The sequence below is a fragment of the Micromonospora sp. NPDC004704 genome (genome assembly GCF_053601675.1).
In genome coordinates this window covers 1-17,579 of the sequence record NZ_JBSGCD010000050.1, presented here as the reverse complement: position 1 = coordinate 17,579, position 17,579 = coordinate 1, and the positions used below count along the sequence as shown (strand labels likewise).

Here is a 17,579-nt window from a genome sequence, read left to right as displayed (position 1 = left end):
CGGACCGACCTGCCGCGAAAGGAGAATCCGTGCGCATCGCGCTCTTCGTGACCTGCGTCAACGACCTGGTGTTCCCCGGCACCGGGAAGGCGGTGGTGACGATCCTGGAACGGCTCGGCCACACCGTCGAGTTCCCCCTCGAACAGAGCTGCTGCGGCCAGATGCACGCCAACAGCGGCTACCGGGCCGAGGCGATGCCGCTGGTCCGTCGGTTCGTCGACACCTTCGAGGCGTACGACGCCGTGGTGGCCCCGTCCGGCTCGTGCGTGGCGATGGTGCGTGAGTCGTACCCCCGGCTGGCCGCCTCCGAGCCGGCGCTCGCCGAGCGGGTCGCACACCTCGCACCACGGACGTACGAACTCTCCGAACTGCTGGTCGACGTGCTCGGCGTGACCGACCTCGGTGCCTCGTTCCCGCACCGGGTCACGTACCACCCGACCTGTCACGGCCTGCGCATGCTGCGCCTCGGCGACCGGCCGCTGCAACTGCTCCGCGCCGTACGCGACATCGACCTGGTCGAGTTGCCGGGCGCACAGGAGTGCTGCGGCTTCGGCGGCACCTTCGCGGTCAAGAACGCCGGGGTCTCCGGCGCGATGCTGGCCGACAAGTGCGACGCGGTCTGCTCGACCGGCGCCCGGTACGTCGCCGCGGCCGACAACTCCTGCCTGGCGCACATCGGCGGGGGCCTGTCCCGCCGGACCGGCCAACCCGACGGCGACGGCGGCACCGGTCCCGAGGTACGGGCCATCCACTACGCGGAGATCCTGGCCGGCACCGCGGACGTGCTCGCCGGCACGGCGGAGGGCACCAGGTGACCGGCACCGGGAACATCGTTGCGCGGCTGCCGTTTCCGGTCGCCGCGCGGACCAAGCTCGCCGACCCGCAGTTGCGGGCCAACCTGCGCCGGGCCACCCACACCATCCGCGACAAACGGCTGCGGATGGTCGGCGAGGTGCCCGACTGGGAGGCGCTCCGGGTCTCCGGCGCGGCGATCAAGGACGACGTGCTGGCCCGGCTCCCCGAACTGCTCGACCGGTTCGAGGCCGCCGCCACCGCGGCCGGGGCGACCGTGCACTGGGCCCGCGACGCGGCCGAGGCCTGCGCCGTCGTCACCCGGCTGGTCCAGCAGACCGGCACCCGCGAGGTGGTCAAGGTCAAGTCGATGGCCACCCAGGAGATCGGGCTGAACGAGGCGCTCGAAGCGGTCGGCATCGACGCCGTGGAGACCGACCTGGCCGAGCTGATCGTGCAGCTCGCCGACGACCAGCCGTCACACATCCTGGTCCCGGCGATCCACTACAACCGGCACCAGATCCGCGACATCTTCGCCGAGCGGATGCCCGGGGTGGACGTATCGTCGCTCACCGACGAACCGGCCGCACTCGCCGAGGCCGCCCGCCGGCACCTGCGCGCCAAGTTCCTCTCCGCCAGGGTCGCCGTCTCCGGCGCCAACTTCGCCATCGCCGACACCGGGACCCTGGTGGTGGTCGAGTCCGAGGGCAACGGGCGGATGTGCCTCACCCTCCCGGAGACGCTGATCTCCGTGGTCGGGATCGAGAAGCTGCTGCCCACCTTCGACGACCTGGAGGTGTTCCTGCAACTGCTGCCCCGCTCCTCGACCGGTGAGCGGATGAACCCGTACACCTCGATGTGGACCGGGGTCACCGAGGGCGACGGGCCGCAGCAGGTGCACATCGTGCTGGTGGACAACGGGCGTACCGACGTCCGAGCCGACCCGGTCGGGCGACAGGCGTTGCGCTGCATCCGCTGCTCGGCCTGCCTGAACGTCTGCCCGGTCTACGAACGGGTCGGCGGGCACGCTTACGGGTCGGTCTACCCGGGCCCGATCGGCGCGATCCTGTCACCGCAGATGACCGGGCCGGACGCGGGCGCGAACCGGACCCTCCCGTACGCCTCGACGCTCTGCGGCGCCTGCTTCGACGCCTGCCCGGTCCGGATCGACATCCCCGAGGTGCTGGTGCACCTGCGCCAGCAGGGTGTCGACGCGAAACGGGGCCGACCGTCGGCGGAACGGACCGCGATGCGGGCGATGTCCTGGGTGATGCGGGACCGTCGCCGGTACACCGCCGCCCTGCGCGCCGCCCGGCGCGGTTCCGCCCCGCTGCGCCGGGGTGGCCGGCAGACCTCGGTCCGGCATCTGCCCTGGCCGCTGTCCGGCTGGACCTCCACCCGGGACGCACCGCTGCCGGCGGCGGAGACCTTCCGCGAATGGTGGGCCGGCCGTGGCCGGAACTAGAACACATGGAGGGGCTGTCATGAGCGCGCGGGACGAGATCATGGCCCGGCTCCGGGCGGTCGCGCCGATCGCCCCGGTCACCGTGCCCCGGCAGTACGTCGTCCACCCGGAGCCGGCCGACGCCCAGCCGGGTGCCCCCGGCACCGACGGTCGCACCGATCCGGCGCTGGTCGAGTTGCTGGTGGACCGCCTGGTCGACTACAAGGCGACGGTCACCCACTGCGCCCCCGACGGGATCGCGGAGGCGCTGGGCGGGCTGCTGGCGGGCGTACCGGCGGTGGCCGTGGCGGCGGGGCTGCCGGCCGGCTGGCTGTCCGCGTACCCGGGGACGGTCGTGCGCGACGGCGAGCCGAGGCCCCTGACGGTGACCGACCTGGACGCGCCGGGGCTCGCCGTGGTGACCGGGTGCGCGGTGGCGATCGCCCAGACCGGCACCCTGATCCTCGACACCGGCGCCGACCAGGGACGACGGCTGCTCACCCTGGTCCCCGACCATCACGTCTGCGTGGTGCGGGCCGACCAGGTCGTCGGCGGGGTGCCGCAGGCGCTGCACCGGCTCACCGACCCGACCCGGCCGCTGACCCTGGTCTCCGGGCCGTCGGCGACCAGCGACATCGAACTGAACCGGGTCGAGGGGGTGCACGGTCCGCGCCGGCTGGACGTGCTGATCGTGGCCGCCTGACCGGCGGCGACGATCAGTTCGCCGAGACCGGTACGCCGCGCCGCGCGGCGACGTGCTCGACCAGGCTGACCAGTACGCCCTTGCCGGACTGGCGGCTGCGGGCGTCGCAGAGGACAACCGGGACGTCCGGGTCGAGATCGAGTGCGACCCGGACCGAGGACGGGCTGAACTGCTGCGCCCCCTCGAAGCAGTTCACCCCGACCACGAACGGCGTACCCCGCCGCTCGAAGTAGTCCACCGACGGGAAACAGTCGGCGAGCCGGCGGGTGTCGGCCAGCACCACCGCGCCGAGGGCGCCGAACGCCAACTCGTCCCAGAGGAACCAGAACCGGTCCTGACCGGGGGTGCCGAAGAGGTAGACCTGCAGGTCCTCGTTGATCGAGATCCGGCCGAAGTCCATCGCCACCGTGGTGGTCGTCTTGCTCTCCACACCGACCAGGTCGTCGGTGCCCACCCCGGCGTCGGTGAGGATCTCCTCGGTCTGCAACGGCTTGATCTCGCTCACCGCACCGACCAGGGTGGTCTTGCCGGCCCCGAAGCCACCGGCGATCAGGATCTTCAACGCGAGCGGGATCCGCTGGGCGGAGCCGTCCCGGTCAGAGCGCACGGAGTCCATTGACCACCGCCTTGAGGATGTCGTCTTCGGGGAAACTGGGCGCCGACGAGGGCTCGTACATCGCGATCAGGTCGGCCGTGAGCAGGTCGGCGAGGAGGATCCGGACCACACCGAGCGGCAGGTCGAGGTAGGAGGCGACCTCGGCGACCGAGATCGGCTCCTGGCTCAGCCGGAGGATCTGCCGATGCTCCGGCTGGAGGGCCTCGGCCCGGCTGTCACCGCTGGGCACGGCCGCGACCACGAACGCGACCAGGTCGAAGCCGCCGATCGCCGGCCGGACCCGACCCCCCGTCATCATGTACGGGCGGACCACCGGCCCGGCGTCGGAATCCAGCCAGTCGTGGTGTGGTCCGGGCTGGTCATCCTGCATCGGCGGTCACCCCAGCACCACGGCTCGGTGAACTCAGGTATTCGCCGACCCGGGTCACCAGCATCGCCATCTCGTACGCGATCAGCCCGATGTCGGAGTCTGCGCCACAGAGCACGGCCAGGCAGGCACCCTGACCGGCGGCGGTGACGAAGAGGAACGCCGACTCCATCTCGACCACTGTCTGCCGTACCGGGCCGGCGACGAACTGCCGGCTGGCCCCCTTGGCCAGGCTCTGGAAGCCGGCGGCCATGGCGGACATGTGCTCGGCGTCCTCCTGCGACAGCCCTCGGGACGCGGCCATCAGCAACCCGTCCGCGGAGAGCACCACGGCCTGTTCCGCCGTCGGTACGCGCTCCACCAGGTCGTCGAGGAGCCAGGCGAGATCGGCCGGCCTCGTCGGGTGCACCACTACGCGTCCCTTCCAGAATCGGTGGAGCCCGGGTCGGCGACCGGGGCATCGGCTGAGCTGGCCGGCGGGGCGGTGACCGGCCCGTCGTTCCCCGGGGTGAACGGAGCCGGAGCCTCGTTCGGCGCGGGGGTGGGCGGTTTGAGGGTCGCCAGTTGGACCGTGGGCGAGTCGGTCGGACCCGCCGCGTCCCGGCGGCCACGCGCGGTACCGGCCTGCATCGCCGACATCATCGCCCGGACCTCCTCCGGGGAGCGGGCGGCCGTCTTCGTCCGCCGGTCCGTCGCGCCCTCGCTGCGGGCGGCCGGCTCGTCGGGCAGGGTCGGCTCACGCAACTGCGGCGCCAGGCTGGTCTGCCGGATCCGGCGGGGCAGCCCGTCCTCACCCACCGGAGCCGTGGAGGCGTCGGCCGGCGGCGGCGGGAGGGTCTCGGCGGGCGTACCGAGCGGCACGGCGGCGGGCGCCGCGAACGGTCCGCCCGTCCGGTCCGGAGTGTCCCGGTCGGCCGTGCTCGGCACCGCGGTCAACCGTCCGAGGGTCCGGGCCCGGCGCTCCGGTGCCCCCGAGCCGGCCCGTTGGGCGGAACCGGCCCGGCCGGTCAGTCCGCTCCGGGTACCCGGGCCACCGCTGCGGCCGGCCAGCGCCCCGGAGAGGGTCGCCGACACCGCGCCGGGCGCCGGGCCGGAACCCGGCTCCACCAGCTCACCGGACTCGACGGTGTCGATCGCCTTGACCGGCTCGGTCGGTCGTCCGGGCAGGGCGAGCGGGCCGTTGCCGGGTGCCACCAGCTCACCGGGGATCAACACCACGGCGGTGACCCCGCCGTACGGGGACGGGCGGAGTTGCACCCTGACCCCGTGCCGGGCACCGAGCTGGGCGACCACGAACAGGCCCAGCCGGGCGCTGTTCACCGGGTCGAACTCGGGTGGCTCGGCCAACCGCTGGTTCGCCAGCTCCAGCGCCTCCGGGGTCATGCCCAGGCCCCGGTCCTCGACCTCGACGGCGTACCCGTTCGGGACGAGTTGACCGGTGACCCGTACCCGGGTGTGCGGGGGCGAGAACGAGGTGGCGTTCTCGATCAGCTCGGCCAGCAGGTGGATCACGTCACCGACCGCCGGTCCGACCGTCGACGCGGGCTGTACGGCGGCCACGTCGACCCGGGCGTAGTCCTCGACCTCGGAGATCGCCCCGCGCATCACGTCGACCATGGCGACCGGGTTGCGCCAACCCCGACCGGGTGCGGCACCGGCGAGGATGACCAGGTCCTCGGCGTGCCGTCGCATCCGGGTGGCCATGTGGTCGATCCGGAACAGGTCCTCCAGCTCCTCCGGCTCGGTGACCCGCCGCTCCATCTTGTCGAGCAGGGCGAGCTGGCGGTGCAGCAGCGTCTGGCTGCGCCGGGCGATGTTGAGGAACACCTCGTTCATCCCGCGCCGCAGTCCCGCCTCGTCCACCGCGGAACGTACGGCGGTGCGCTGGACCTCGCTGAACGCGTTTCCGACCTGGCCGATTTCGTCGCGGCCGTACTCCAGGTCCGGGGACTCGCGGGCGACGTCGACCTCCTCGCCCCGGCGCAACCGCCCGACGACGTCGGGCAGCCGGTTGCCGGCGAGGTCCAGTGCGGCCGTACGCAGGCCGGTCAGCCGGCCGATCAGGGAGCGGCCGACCCGGATCGCGATGAACATGGAGAGGATGACCGCGGCCAGCCCGAGCAGGCCGGCGAGGCCGAGCCGGACCAGCACCTGGACCGCGACCGGCTTGGCCCGGTCGGTGAGCGTGTCCGCGGCGGCCAGTTCGAAGTCGTGCAACTGCCGCTGGACGTTGTCGTAGCTGGTCCGCCACGCCTCGGCGCTGACCGGCACCGCGGCACCGGTCCGGCCCTTGGCGACCACGTCGGCCATCATCGCCCGGACCCGGATGAAGTCGTCACCGTCGACCAGCCGCTGGTACGCGGCCCGGTCGCCGTCCGGCAGGTTCGCCACCGACTCCTCGTAGAGGAACCGCTGGGTGCCGATCGCCTGCACCACCTGCGGGTACTCCCCCTCGGCGAACCGGCCGGCGACAAACGCCCCGGCGAGTACGGCGTCGACCTGGTCGAGTACCTCGCGGGCGCGGCCGAGGGCGATCACGTTGAGGGACTCCACGTTGACGCCGTCCACGCCGAGTGCGGCGGTCGAGTCGAAGACGCGGTAGGTCAGCGAGACGGTGCTGCTGTAGAGGCCGAACGCCCCGGCCCGGTCCATGTCCTTGCGGTCGATGAAACCCCGGCCGGAGGGGAGTGCGTCCAGGGCCACGAAGAGCTGGTCGACGCGGTTGCGGAGGGTGTCGCCGGAGTCGAGCAGACCGCTGCCGTAGGTGAGGCGCCGCATCTCGGCCACCGACCGGTCGGTCTTCGCCCGCTGCTCGTTCAGGGCGGCGAGGTCACCACCGGCGAGGTAGCGGATGGAGAGCCGGCGTTCGGTCTGTAGCTCACCGACCACGACGGTGCCCGGGTGGCCGATCTTGTCGAGCAGGGACTGCGCGGAGAGCAGCCGGGTGGCGGGCTCGACGGTGAGCAGGGTGGCGAAGATCCACAGCGCCAACAGCGCGGCGATCGGTACGGCGACCAACGCGATGATCTTTGAGCGGATCGTCCAGTTACGGCTATTCATCGGACCTCGCCCGGGGGTGGCAGGAGGGAAAACCGGGCCCGGCCGGTCCGTGTCCTCCCGAGAGGGTCACGGAATTCGAGCGTGCGCCTCCGGCAGGATACGTAATCGGAGACGTATGCACTACCGGACGTTCCGGGTGGGCTTCCCGACCACTGTCCAAAGTCGACCGAAATCGGTACTGTGCCCGATCGGTCTACCACCCTGATGCCATTGTCACTGTCACGCCGCCGCTATTGCCGGACAAGCGTGAGCCATCGGCGTACGGGGTGGGCCGGCGATCGGCACACCCGGTCATTCCATCGCCCCGCAGAGCGACCACGTACGGGATGAGCAGGAAAAACGGGATGCCCCGGAGAATGCGTCCGGGGCATCCCGCAAGTACTCGGTGTTACTCGGGCCGTACCGGGACCGCTCATGGCGGGGCCGGCATCGAGCAATCGGATCAGGAGTCGGCGGTGAGGCCGAGTCCCTCGGCCACCCGGCGACCAAACGCCGCGTCCGCCTGGTCGAAGTGCCAGACCATTTTCTCCTGGATGTGCTTGTCGCACTGGCCCAGCAGGTTGACGAAGTTCTTCACCAGGTCGTCGCGCTCCCACTCCGGCATGGTCCGGAACCGCTCACCGGCCTGGGCGTAGTTGTTCTGCCGCTCGATCGGTGCGCGCAGCACCTGACCCGACACGTGTGGCCGGTACTCGCGGTAGGAGTCGTCGGCCTCCCGGAGACCGGCGACCGACGACGGCTCGAAGTTGATGTGCGGGTTCCCGCCCCGGTTGTCCACCCCGTACGACATCTGGCCGCCGCCCTGGTTGGTGCTCACCCGTACGTCCTCGCGCGGCGCGTTCACCGGGAGTTGGAGGTAGTTGGGGCCGACCCGGTAGCGCTGGGTGTCGGAGTAGGAGAAGGTCCGGCCGACGAGCATCTTGTCGTCGCTGAAGTCCAGCCCGTCGACCAGCACACCGGTGCCGAACGCGATCTGCTCGTTCTCGTTGTGGTGGTCGGTGACGTTGCGGTTGAGCGTCATCACGCCGACAGGACGCAGCGGGAAGATGTCCTCCGGCCAGGTCTTGGTGTCGTCGAGCGGGTCGAAGTCCAGCTCCGGGTGCTCGTCGTCGCTCATGATCTGGACGTTGAGCTCCCACTGCGGGTACTCGCCGCGCTCGATCGCCTCGTAGAGGTCCTTCGAGGCGTGGCCGAGTTCGGTGGCCTGGATCGCGGCGGCCTGCTCCTCGGTCAGCGACTCGATGCCCTGCCGCGACTTCCAGTGGTACTTGACCAGCACACCCTCACCGGCGGCGTTGACCATCCGGTACGTGTTCACCCCGAAGCCGTCCTGGGTCCGGTAGTTGGCCGGGATGCCGCGCGGGCTGAACAGCCAGGTCAGCATGTGCATCGACTCGGGGGTGTTCGACATGAAGTCGAAGATCCGGTTCGGTTCCTGGCGGAAGGTCACCGGGTCCGGCTTGAGCGAGTGAATCACGTCCGGGAACTTGATCGCGTCCCGGATGAAGAAGACCGGGAGGTTGTTGCCGACCAGGTCCCAGTTGCCGTCCTCGGTGCGGAACTTGACCGCGAACCCGCGCGGGTCGCGGGTCGCCTCGGACGAGTCCCGGCCGCCGATGACGGTGGAGAAGCGGACCGAGACCGGTGTCTTCGTGCCCTCGGTCTGGAAGAGCTTGGCCCGGGTGTACGTCGACGCCGGCTCGGCACCGATCCTGCCGTACGCCTCGAACTCACCGTGCGCGACGAAGCCGCGGGCGTGCACCACCCGCTCCGGGATCCGCTCCCGGTCGAAGTGGCTGATCTTCTCGAGGAAGTGGTAGTTCTCCAGGGTCGCCGGGCCGCGTGACCCGACGGTGCGCTGCTGCTGGTTGTTGTGCACGGGGTGACCCTGGCGGGTCGTGAGCGTTGCCTTCTCGGCCTGGAGATCGCTCATGGTTCTCCTCCTGACGATCCCTGGGAGCCCGGACAGCGGCCCCAGAAAGTGATCTCGGTTCAAACCGGCGAACCGGCCTGGTAGCGGTCAACCCACCCAGATGGCGCAAACCACTTGAGCCGACCGGCACCACACCACCAAAGCGCGTTTTTTGGAATGAGTCAAGTTAACAACCAGGGTTGGCGGGGCTCCCAGCGAGGTGCCGCGAATCACCCCCAATATCAGACAGAGCGCCACGAACGGCACGACTCGCCTGAGGATCGAACGAAAATATCCCGACCGGGGATTGGCGATCACCTCGCAGCGGGAATAGCAGAGGGCGAAGGAGGATCCCATGTCACCCACGCAGGTCATCGTCATTGTCGTGGCCGCCGTACTCGTCGTGGTCATCGCCGCGTCGATCTGGGCGGTCACCCGCCGGGCCGCGCTCCGACGCCAGTTCGGCCCGGAGTACGACCAGGCCGTCGCCGAACGGGAGAGCCGCGGCGAGGCCGAGCGGGAACTGCGCGAACGTACCCGCCGGCACGCCGAGCTGACCCTCACCCCGCTCTCCGAGGAGTCCCGCCAGCGGTACGCCACCACCTGGGCGGACATCCAGGCCAACTTCGTCGACGCGCCCAACGACTCGGTCGGCGCGGCCGACGAACTGGTCACCCGCCTGATCGCCGAGCGCGGCTACCCGACCGGGGACTACGACGAGCAGCTCGCCACCCTCTCCGTCGAGCACGCCCGGACCCTGTCCCACTACCGCGACGCCCACGAGATCCGCCTGCGCGACCAGCGCGGCGAAGCCGACACGGAGGACCTGCGTCAGGCCCTGGTGCACTACCGGGCCCTCTTCGCCGACCTGCTCGGCACCGACCCCGTAACCGACTCGGTACGCACCGACGAGCCGGTCACCCGGCCCGACGCCACCGAATCGGACCCCCAGCCCCAGCAGCCTCAGCACACCCCAGAGCCCGCCCCGCGGCAGTCGCCGCAGGACGCGCCAAGCCGGTGAGGAGTACATCCCCATGCGTCAGCACGACCAGCAGAACCAGGACGACCAGCAGACCGCCCGCACCCCCGTACAGGTGGACGACCGGGACTGGCCCGACGACCCGGACCGGACCGACGACGCCGACCGGATGAACGGCCGGGACCGGACCGACGACCCCGAGCGGGTCGACGATCTCGACCGGGCCGACGATCCGGACCGGACCGAGTACCACGAGCCGGCACCGCTGCCGACCACCTTCGGCGCCCCGACGGTCGGTGGCGCGGTCGCCGCGTCGGCGCTGGCCAGCGGAAACCGGACCGACGAGTTCGACGCCCGGGTGGACGAGACCGTCGGCCCCGACAACGGGCAGACCGACGGCGAGGCGTTCGACGTCCAGACTCCCGAACCGGGTACGGCCGCGACCACTCCGAGTACCGCAGCTTCGAGTGCCACGGTCGACGGGGACGGGTCCGGGCCGCTGCTCGACCAGGAGACCACCGCCGGGCTTCGGGACCGCTGGCGCGACGTGCAGTTGCGCTTCGTGGACGACCCGCAGGCCGCCCTCGGCGAGGCACGCGATCTGGTCGGCGAGGCCGTCGAGTCCCTCACCTCCGCACTCGCCGCGCAGCGCGACAGGCTCGACGGCGGCCACGACGGCGGTGCCGGCGCGGACGACGCCGGTGAGACCGAACGGATCCGGCTCAGCATCCGCCGCTACCGCGACTTCCTCGACCGGGTGCTCGACCGCTGACTCCCGCTCACCCGACCGGGTACGGGTCGGCATGGCGCCGACGATCCCGGGTAGCCGAGTCCGATGGGAACGACGCCGCTACCGGACAGGAGGGCAGCAACATGACGGAGCGCGATCCGGGCCTGGACCGGCCGCTGGAGGAGTCCCCGGAGATGGCCTCGGCCGCCGACGACGAGAGCACCCTGCCCCAGCTCAGAACGGGTGGCGGGCGGGATTCGAACACGCCTGAGTTCATCGGGCCGGACGACGTACCGGGTGACTTTCCGCCCAGCGAGGAGCTGATCGGCGACTCACAGGGCGGCGGTTACCCCGGTTCGGACCAGACGCGTACCGGGGCCGAACAGCCCTGGGAACCGGAGGACCTGGTGGCCGCGTGGGGTGCCGACCCCACCCCGGCCAACCTCGAACGAGCCCGCCGGATGTTGGCGGAACAGGGCGCGGCCGCGATCGAGAAGACCGTTCCCTGACCCCGTACGCATGGATCCCTGGCCCGACCGTGACGGTCGGACCAGGGATCCCGCGGTGGTGCGGCGTGCCTACCCGAGCGCCTACGACAGCGGCGGGTACGCGTTCTGCATGAGCTGCTGGAACTGGGCCGAGAACCATTGTCCCGAGAGCGGGGCGTTGGCCAGGGCGCCACTCATGTTGTTGCCGTTACGGGCGTTGCCGCCGTACGTCGGGTCGCACATCCGGTCGAAGCCCTTGCCCTCGTCGTTCGGGATCTCCCGGCTGGCGCCGTCGGACTCACCCGGGGGCTTGATCCAGACGTAGGCGTCGATGCCGGTGGCCGGTGCGGCCCGGGGGCGCTCGCCGATACCGGCACCGCTCTGGTTGCACCAGTTGCCGGTGTGGATCCGCCGGTCGAGCCGGCCACCGTCGACGAAGGTGTCCACGCTGGTCTGCGGGCCGGGGCCGGTCGGGCGGGCCGAGCCACCCCAACCGTTACGACTGGTGTCGATCAGCATGCCGACGTTGGAGTTGAACCCGGCGCTGATGAGCTGGGTACGGAACCCCTGTGCGAACGACTGCTCGTCCACGTAGCGGTTCCAGTCGACCCACTTGGACTGCCGCACCGACGTACCGCCGACGGTGCTGTTGATGTTGAAGTACGGCTCGGTCAGAGCGCCGTAGTTGGCGGTGTTCACGATGAAGCCGTGCACGTTGCTCACCGTGCTGCCGGAGGCCCGAGCGGCCTCGGCGAACAGGGTCGCGGACGGGCCGAAGTTGTCGTCCCAGCCGATCCAGCCGTGGTGGCCGGCGTCGATGTAGTTGTACGTGTTCGGCAGCGCGCCCAGCTTCGCCAGGGCGTACCCGACGCCGTTGACGTAGTTGCCGTTCGCCTTCATGACGTCGCACGCCGGGACGGCGGTGGGCCGGCTACCCGTGTTGGTGACCAGGTTCGGCAGCGAGTCGATCTCGATGATGTTGATGATCCGGAGGTTGCGGTACTTGGCGTCACCCATGATCGCGGCGATCGGGTCGATGTACGCCGTCTTGTACCGGTCCAGCTCTGTCGGCCCCAACTCACCGGCGGACGCCAACGCCGAACAGTCCCGGCCGGGCAGGTTGTAGATGACGACCTGGATGTAGCCGGCACCCTGCGCCACCGCGGTGTCGAGGTGCGCGCGCAGACCACGGGCGGAGGCGGAGCCGTTGATCGCCGCGATCCGGTCCATCCAGACGCCGGTCGGGTTGTTCGAGATCCGGCTGCCGCCCGGCTCGGCGTCGGCCTTGGCCTTCCAGTCCGGATTCACATAACCCGTGGCACCCACGTACGGGTTGTCCACCCGAGGTCCACCCGGCGGAGGCGTGGTCGTGGGAGGCGGGGTCGTGGTGGGCGGCGGGGTGGTGGTGGGCGGAGTCGTCGGCGGAGTCGTCGGCGGTGTTGTCGGCGGTGTTGTCGGCGGAGTTGTGGGGTTACCGCCGTTGCACACGGTGCCGTTGATGGTGAACGAGGTCGGGGCGGGGTTGCTGCCGCTCCAGGCGCCGTTGAAGCCGATGCCGGTCGATGCTCCGGTGGCCAGCGAGCCGTTCCACGACATGCTCTGCGCGGTCACCTGGCTCCCGGACTGGGTCCAGGTGGCCGACCAGCCCTGCTGCACCCGCTGGCTGCTGTTGGGGAAGGTGAAGCCGAGCGTCCACCCGTTCAGCGGGTCGCCGATGTTGCGGATGGTCAGGTTGGCGCTGAAGCCGCCCTGCCACTGGCTGGTGGTGTACGTGACGCTGCACTGGGTGGCCGCGTGGGCCACGGTGACCGGAAGGGTGACGAGACCGGCGGCCACCAACGTGCTCGCGGCCGCCAGCACCACTGCTTTGCGTCGGCCGGACAATCTACTCCGTAAATTCATGCGACTGATCTCCTTGGGCCAGCCGGTCCGCGATGGCGGGGCCCGGCGCGCGGCGGCCTCGCGGACGTGAACCGGTGGGGTGGTCCACAAGGCGCCATGGGGACTTCGATTGCCCGGCCCGGACGGGCAGCAAAGAACGGTGGTGGTGCCGGCCGTAGCTCCCGGCCGGGTCGACGTCGTCCGGAGACCGGATGCCCTCGACGTCCACTGCGCGGTATGGCTCCCCTGCACAGTGGATGAATTCTTGCATGGGAGCGCTTCCACCACAACACCCCAACGACAACCACCGATCCCTTTCCCTGCGCGTATCCCTCCCAGCCTGCCGGAAACTCGTCATTGGCACCCGGTTGGGCTCCCCCGGCCCGATTGATCAGCAGACGGCACGTACCGCAACCAAGGGCCGGATAGCACAGGGCATAGCCCGTACGGGGGCGATAGAACAAAAGGCGCATTAATCCGATCAAAGCTCACAAACCAGTTAGCCTCGGTCATGGTTCGGCTGCCGTCGGGCCAAGGCGAGCAGGGGAAGGAGTGACGGAGTTATGTCCACGAAATTTCTCGGCAAGGTTGTCGCCGGAGCCGCCCTCGGTGGCGCCTGCATGCTTGTCGGTACGCCCGGGATCGCCTCGGCGGCTGCCCCTCCCACCACCGAGCCGGGCCAGGTGTCGGCGAAGCCGCAGTGGGCGAAGCCCGGCGAGGAAGTCACCCTCGTCGAGGTCTGTACGGAGGCGCAGGAGAGTCCCTGGATCTGGTCCGAGGTGACCGGGAAACTGGAACTGGAGCCGCAGACCGCTCCGGAGATGGCCGCTCCCGAGAAGCCGCAGGCACCGGGGATTCCGGCCGCACCGGGCGACACCCCGCCCGCACCCGAGGAGGCCCCGCCCGCCGCCGACCTGGGACCGGTCGAGGAGTACGCACCCCAGGCGGTGGAGCCGACCGCCGAGCCGATCGCCGAGCCGGACGTCCATGCCGACAGCCACGCGAACGACCATGCCGACGGCCACGCCGACGCGGACGGGCCGGCAGCGGCCGAGGAGCCGGCCGACGGCGAGCAGAGCGGTGCCCACACCTACTGGGCCACCACCGAGATCCCGGGCGACGCCACGCCCGGGCACTACAAGCTCAAGGGCTCCTGCGGATTCGGAACCCTGGTGGTCGTACCGACCGGCTGGGTCGAGGGCGGCGACGGTGGGGCGGGCGGCAACGGTCTCGCGACCGGCGGAGCAGCGATGCTGGGCGCGGCGGCGATCGGCGGAATCGTCCTGATGCGGCGACGTCGGACCGATGGCTCGGTCGTCTGAAGGGTCGAGCGGACGGGCCGGCGGCCGACACGTCGCCGCCCGGCGTACCGCCGGCTACGCCCTCGTCGCCGTACTCTCGCTGGGTGGCGCCAGTCTTCTCGGCGCCGCCCAGGACCAGACCGCGGAACTGCCGCCCCAGCCCGCGGCGGAAGCCGCCCCCGGGTACGTCAACTCGCCGGTCGACCCAGACCTGTCCCCGCCCGCACCGACCCCGTCGGCGAGCCGGTCGGCCGGGATGGCCCGCTCCGAACCGGTCCGGGTCACCGTGCCGAAGATCGGCGTTGACGCCGAGCTGATGTCGCTGGGAGTCGACAAGGCCGGGATGATCGAGGTGCCGCCGCTGGCCAAGGCCGAACTCGCCGGCTGGTACCGGCTCGGTCCCAGCCCCGGCGAGATCGGCAACGCGGTGATCGTCGGGCACGTCGACTCCCACGAAACCGGACCCGCGGTCTTCTTCGATCTGGGCGCATTGAAGGCCGGGGACAGGATCCAGGTCCCCCGCAAGGACGGGAGTGTCGCCGAGTTCACCGTCGACGGCGTCAAGTCGTACCCGAAGACCGCCTTTCCCACCGACCTGGTCTACGGACCGTCGGACCGGGCGGGACTGCGCCTGGTCACCTGCGGTGGCAGGTTCGACCGGAAGAAACGCAGCTACCCGGACAACATCATCGTGTTCGCCTCAGCCACCGGCACCCCGTCGCGGTAGCGCCGGAGCCAACAGCAAACGACGCGTTTCCTCCGATCCTGGTCGGGGTCCCCGCAGGGATCCGACCAGGATCAACTTTCTTCGTCCACTGTTCATCCGCGAGATCGTTACCGCTCGTCTGCCCGTGCGAACTTCCATGGTCGGGACCCGAGCAGCAACGGAGACTTGATGCCTGCCAGAAAGATATATACGGCGCTCACCGTCGCGGCCGTCGCCGCCAGCACCCTCAGCGGCGCCGGAGCGGCCACCGCGCACCAGAAGTCGGACCGGCAACCGCTGTCGTTCGACCGGACCGCCACGTACCCGGTCTTCCAGAACCGGCCCGAGGGCGAGGACCCGACCACCCCGACCGTCGCCGAGATCTCGGCGGTCAGCGAGGACGGCCGGACGCTGATCTACACCGACGCGCTGGCCCGGCGGATCGGCTTCCTCGACCTGACCAACCCGGACAAGCCCCGTGGCCTGGGCACCCTCGCCCTGGACCAGCTCGGCGACGCCGAAGACGAGCCGACCTCGGTCGCCGTGGTCGGCCAGTACGTCCTGGTCGTGGTCAACACCAGCCCCAGCTTCACCGCACCGTCCGGCCGGTTGGACGTCATCGCGCTGCGCACCCGCCAGCGGGTGGCGAGCTTCGACCTCGGCGGCCAGCCCGACTCCATCGCGATCAGCAAGGACAAGCGGTACGCCGCCATCGCGATCGAGAACGAGCGGGACGAGGAGGTGGCCCCGCCCGGCGGCGAGGAGGGTGACCTGCCGCAGGCCCCGGCCGGTTTCCTCCAGATCGTCGACCTGACCGGCAACAACCCGACCCGGTGGAAGACCCGGCCGGTGGCGTTCACCGCCGCCGACGGCCAGGCACTGCCCGCGTTCGTCGGTGCCGGCTTCGCCGCACCGACCGACCCCGAGCCGGAGTACGTTTCCATCAACGGTGACAACGAGGTCGCGGTCACCCTCCAGGAGAACAACGGCGTCGCCATCGTCGACCTGCCGACCGGTCGGATCATCCGCGTGTTCAGCGCGGGTACCGCCTCGGTGAGCGGCATTGACACGGTCGAGGACGGCGCGATCGACCTGACCGGCTCGATCACCGACGTCCCGCGCGAGCCCGACGCCGTGGCCTGGATCGACGACCACTACCTCGCCACCGCGAACGAGGGCGACTGGCGCGGCGGCACCCGTGGGTGGACCGTCTTCGACGGCCGTACCGGGCGGGTGGCCTGGGACGCGGGCAACACCTTCGAGCGGCTCGCCGTCACGTACGGGCTGCACAACGAGGACCGGGCCGAGAACAAGGGCACCGAGCCCGAGGGCGTGGCGATCGCCGAGTACAACGGCACCCGGTACGCCTTCGTCGGCTCGGAGCGGAGCAACTTCGTCGCCGTCTACGACATCAGCCGGCCGACCAAGCCGGTCTTCCAGCAGGTGCTGCCGGCCACCAACGGACCGGAGGGGCTGCTCCCGATTCCGGGACGCAACCTGCTCGCGATCTCCAGCGAGGAGGACGACGCCGAGGTCGGCGTACGGGCCTCGGTGACCGTGTACCAGCTCGGCAAGGGCAAGCCCGCCTTCCCGACCATCGTCTCCGCCGACAAGGCGAAGGCCCCGATCGGCTGGGGTGCGCTCGGCGCGCTGTCGGCCGTACCCGGCAAGTCGCACCTGCTCTACAGCGTCACCGACGCCGCGTACACCCCGACCCGGATCCTCACCGTCGACCCGACCCGTACGCCGGCGGTCATCACCACCGCGCTGACCGTGTCGGACGCCGCGGGGCAGCCGGTCGGCTACGACGCGGAGGGCATCTACGCCCGCCCGCAGGGCGGGTTCTGGCTCGCCGTCGAGGGCACCACCGGTGCCGGCAACAAGCTGGTCCGGCTCGACCGCAAGGGCGTGACCCAGCAGGTGGTGGAGCTGCCGGCCGAGGTTGCCGCCGGCCTGGCCAAGCAGGGCTTCGAGGGCGTCACCGCGACCACCGACTCGCGCGGTCGTGAGGTGGTCTGGGCCGCCCTGCAACGGGAGGTCGCCACCGACCCGGCGGGCACCGTCCGGCTGGGCCGGTACGACGTGTCGGCGGGCACCTGGAGCTGGTTCGGCTACCGTCTGGCCAGCACCAGCACGCCCGGTGACTGGATCGGCCTCTCCGAGATCACCGTGGTCGGCGACAAGCTCGCGGTGATCGAGCGGGACAAGCTCAACGGACCGGCCGCCCGGATCAAGCGGATCTACACCGTGGACCTGCCGCGCACCGCCGCGGCGCCGGGTCCGCTGCGGGTCCTGCCCAAGACCCTGGCGTACGACGTGCTGCCCGACCTGCGGGCGACGAACGGCTGGACCCAGGAGAAGCTCGAGGGTATGACCGTCGCCGGTGACGGTCAGGTCTACGCGATCACCGACAACGACGCGGTCCAGGACGCCACCGGTGAGACGGTGTTCCTGCACCTCGGTACGAGCAAGCGGGTCTTCGGCCAGCGATAGGTCCCCACTCGACAGACGCCGATGGCCGGGTCCCCAAACTTCGGGGACCCGGCCATCGGCTTGTTGCTTACTTGGTCCAGACGTCCTGCACGATGTGCGCGGCCTGG

General features: G+C 70.7%; 15 protein-coding genes. 9 read left to right on the top strand and 6 right to left on the bottom strand.

Features of this window, described 5'->3' with window-relative positions; translation table 11 throughout:
• The first annotated feature begins 29 nt into the window (after positions 1–29).
• From ACWEFB_RS35595 to ACWEFB_RS35585, 3 genes are read left to right on the top strand one after another with little or no spacing between them, the layout of a single operon-like run.
• Entirely contained in the window at positions 30–815 is a 786-nt protein-coding gene (locus ACWEFB_RS35595; protein WP_452292625.1) for a (Fe-S)-binding protein, read from the top strand.
• Positions 812–2,257 carry a LutB/LldF family L-lactate oxidation iron-sulfur protein gene (locus ACWEFB_RS35590; protein ID WP_452292623.1) on the top strand — a complete coding sequence of 482 codons (1,446 nt, stop codon included), beginning with the start codon at positions 812–814 and terminating at the stop codon, positions 2,255–2,257. Before ACWEFB_RS35595 ends, ACWEFB_RS35590 begins: the two co-directional genes overlap by 4 nt.
• Positions 2,258–2,276: 19 nt before the next feature.
• Positions 2,277–2,939, top strand: coding sequence for a LutC/YkgG family protein (locus tag ACWEFB_RS35585; RefSeq protein ID WP_452292621.1), 663 nt, complete (start codon positions 2,277–2,279; stop codon positions 2,937–2,939).
• A gap of 13 nt (positions 2,940–2,952) precedes the next feature.
• Here the strand turns inward: ACWEFB_RS35585 and ACWEFB_RS35580 are convergent, their stop codons facing one another.
• The 5 genes from ACWEFB_RS35580 to ACWEFB_RS35560 form a co-directional block, all read right to left on the bottom strand.
• Entirely contained in the window at positions 2,953–3,555 is a 603-nt protein-coding gene (locus tag ACWEFB_RS35580; protein ID WP_326562931.1) for a GTP-binding protein, read from the bottom strand.
• On the bottom strand, positions 3,536–3,925 hold the full coding sequence (locus ACWEFB_RS35575) for a DUF742 domain-containing protein (protein ID WP_452292619.1): 390 nt from the start codon (positions 3,923–3,925) through the stop codon (positions 3,536–3,538). The genes ACWEFB_RS35580 and ACWEFB_RS35575 overlap by 20 nt, the downstream gene beginning before the upstream one ends.
• Complete coding sequence (locus tag ACWEFB_RS35570; RefSeq protein ID WP_452292617.1) at positions 3,915–4,334, bottom strand: roadblock/LC7 domain-containing protein; 420 nt, start codon at positions 4,332–4,334, stop codon at positions 3,915–3,917. The genes ACWEFB_RS35575 and ACWEFB_RS35570 overlap by 11 nt, the downstream gene beginning before the upstream one ends.
• On the bottom strand, positions 4,334–6,982 hold the full coding sequence (locus ACWEFB_RS35565) for a nitrate- and nitrite sensing domain-containing protein (protein ID WP_452292615.1): 2,649 nt from the start codon (positions 6,980–6,982) through the stop codon (positions 4,334–4,336). Before ACWEFB_RS35565 ends, ACWEFB_RS35570 begins: the two co-directional genes overlap by 1 nt.
• 442 nt (positions 6,983–7,424) lie before the next feature.
• Positions 7,425–8,915, bottom strand: a complete 1,491-nt coding sequence (locus ACWEFB_RS35560) for a catalase (protein ID WP_452292613.1) — start codon at positions 8,913–8,915, stop codon at positions 7,425–7,427.
• Between the two features lie 334 nt (positions 8,916–9,249).
• Between ACWEFB_RS35560 and ACWEFB_RS35555 the strand changes: the two genes are divergently transcribed.
• The 3 genes from ACWEFB_RS35555 to ACWEFB_RS35545 all read left to right on the top strand — a co-directional run bounded on the left by ACWEFB_RS35555 (position 9,250) and on the right by ACWEFB_RS35545 (position 11,112).
• Positions 9,250–9,915: a hypothetical protein gene (locus tag ACWEFB_RS35555; protein WP_452292611.1), complete on the top strand. Its 666-nt coding sequence runs from the start codon at positions 9,250–9,252 to the stop codon at positions 9,913–9,915.
• 13 nt (positions 9,916–9,928) lie between these two features.
• Entirely contained in the window at positions 9,929–10,645 is a 717-nt protein-coding gene (locus tag ACWEFB_RS35550) for a hypothetical protein (RefSeq protein WP_452292609.1), read from the top strand.
• Positions 10,646–10,746: 101 nt separating this feature from the next.
• Positions 10,747–11,112 (top strand): hypothetical protein, encoded by a 366-nt coding sequence (locus ACWEFB_RS35545; RefSeq protein ID WP_452292607.1) that lies wholly within the window; start codon positions 10,747–10,749, stop codon positions 11,110–11,112.
• A gap of 81 nt (positions 11,113–11,193) precedes the next feature.
• Here ACWEFB_RS35545 and ACWEFB_RS35540 read toward each other — a convergent pair whose 3' ends face one another.
• Positions 11,194–12,993, bottom strand: a complete 1,800-nt coding sequence (locus ACWEFB_RS35540; RefSeq protein ID WP_452292605.1) for a glycoside hydrolase family 6 protein — start codon at positions 12,991–12,993, stop codon at positions 11,194–11,196.
• A gap of 542 nt (positions 12,994–13,535) precedes the next feature.
• Here ACWEFB_RS35540 and ACWEFB_RS35535 point away from each other — a divergent pair.
• The 3 genes from ACWEFB_RS35535 (at position 13,536) to ACWEFB_RS35525 (ending at position 17,472) form a co-directional block, all read left to right on the top strand.
• Positions 13,536–14,294, top strand: a complete 759-nt coding sequence (locus ACWEFB_RS35535; RefSeq protein ID WP_452292603.1) for a hypothetical protein — start codon at positions 13,536–13,538, stop codon at positions 14,292–14,294.
• Positions 14,278–15,000 carry a class F sortase gene (locus ACWEFB_RS35530; protein WP_452292601.1) on the top strand — a complete coding sequence of 241 codons (723 nt, stop codon included), beginning with the start codon at positions 14,278–14,280 and terminating at the stop codon, positions 14,998–15,000. Before ACWEFB_RS35535 ends, ACWEFB_RS35530 begins: the two co-directional genes overlap by 17 nt.
• A 168-nt stretch (positions 15,001–15,168) precedes the next feature.
• Positions 15,169–17,472, top strand: coding sequence for an esterase-like activity of phytase family protein (locus ACWEFB_RS35525; RefSeq protein WP_452292599.1), 2,304 nt, complete (start codon positions 15,169–15,171; stop codon positions 17,470–17,472).
• Positions 17,473–17,579: the final 107 nt, after the last annotated feature.

Bases quoted from the DNA above. Each gene is read 5' to 3' on its own strand.
- ACWEFB_RS35530 (WP_452292601.1), top strand. From the start codon at position 14,278: ATGGCTCGGTCGTCTGAAGGGTCGAGCGGACGGGCCGGCGGCCGACAC.
- ACWEFB_RS35545 (WP_452292607.1), top strand. From the start codon at position 10,747: ATGACGGAGCGCGATCCGGGCCTGGACCGGCCGCTGGAGGAGTCCCCG.
- ACWEFB_RS35575 (WP_452292619.1), bottom strand. From the start codon at position 3,925: ATGCAGGATGACCAGCCCGGACCACACCACGACTGGCTGGATTCCGAC.
- ACWEFB_RS35535 (WP_452292603.1), top strand. From the start codon at position 13,536: ATGTCCACGAAATTTCTCGGCAAGGTTGTCGCCGGAGCCGCCCTCGGT.
- ACWEFB_RS35525 (WP_452292599.1), top strand. From the start codon at position 15,169: ATGCCTGCCAGAAAGATATATACGGCGCTCACCGTCGCGGCCGTCGCC.
- ACWEFB_RS35560 (WP_452292613.1), bottom strand. From the start codon at position 8,915: ATGAGCGATCTCCAGGCCGAGAAGGCAACGCTCACGACCCGCCAGGGT.
- ACWEFB_RS35580 (WP_326562931.1), bottom strand. From the start codon at position 3,555: ATGGACTCCGTGCGCTCTGACCGGGACGGCTCCGCCCAGCGGATCCCG.
- ACWEFB_RS35550 (WP_452292609.1), top strand. From the start codon at position 9,929: ATGCGTCAGCACGACCAGCAGAACCAGGACGACCAGCAGACCGCCCGC.
- ACWEFB_RS35565 (WP_452292615.1), bottom strand. From the start codon at position 6,982: ATGAATAGCCGTAACTGGACGATCCGCTCAAAGATCATCGCGTTGGTC.
- ACWEFB_RS35555 (WP_452292611.1), top strand. From the start codon at position 9,250: ATGTCACCCACGCAGGTCATCGTCATTGTCGTGGCCGCCGTACTCGTC.
- ACWEFB_RS35585 (WP_452292621.1), top strand. From the start codon at position 2,277: ATGAGCGCGCGGGACGAGATCATGGCCCGGCTCCGGGCGGTCGCGCCG.
- ACWEFB_RS35540 (WP_452292605.1), bottom strand. From the start codon at position 12,993: ATGAATTTACGGAGTAGATTGTCCGGCCGACGCAAAGCAGTGGTGCTG.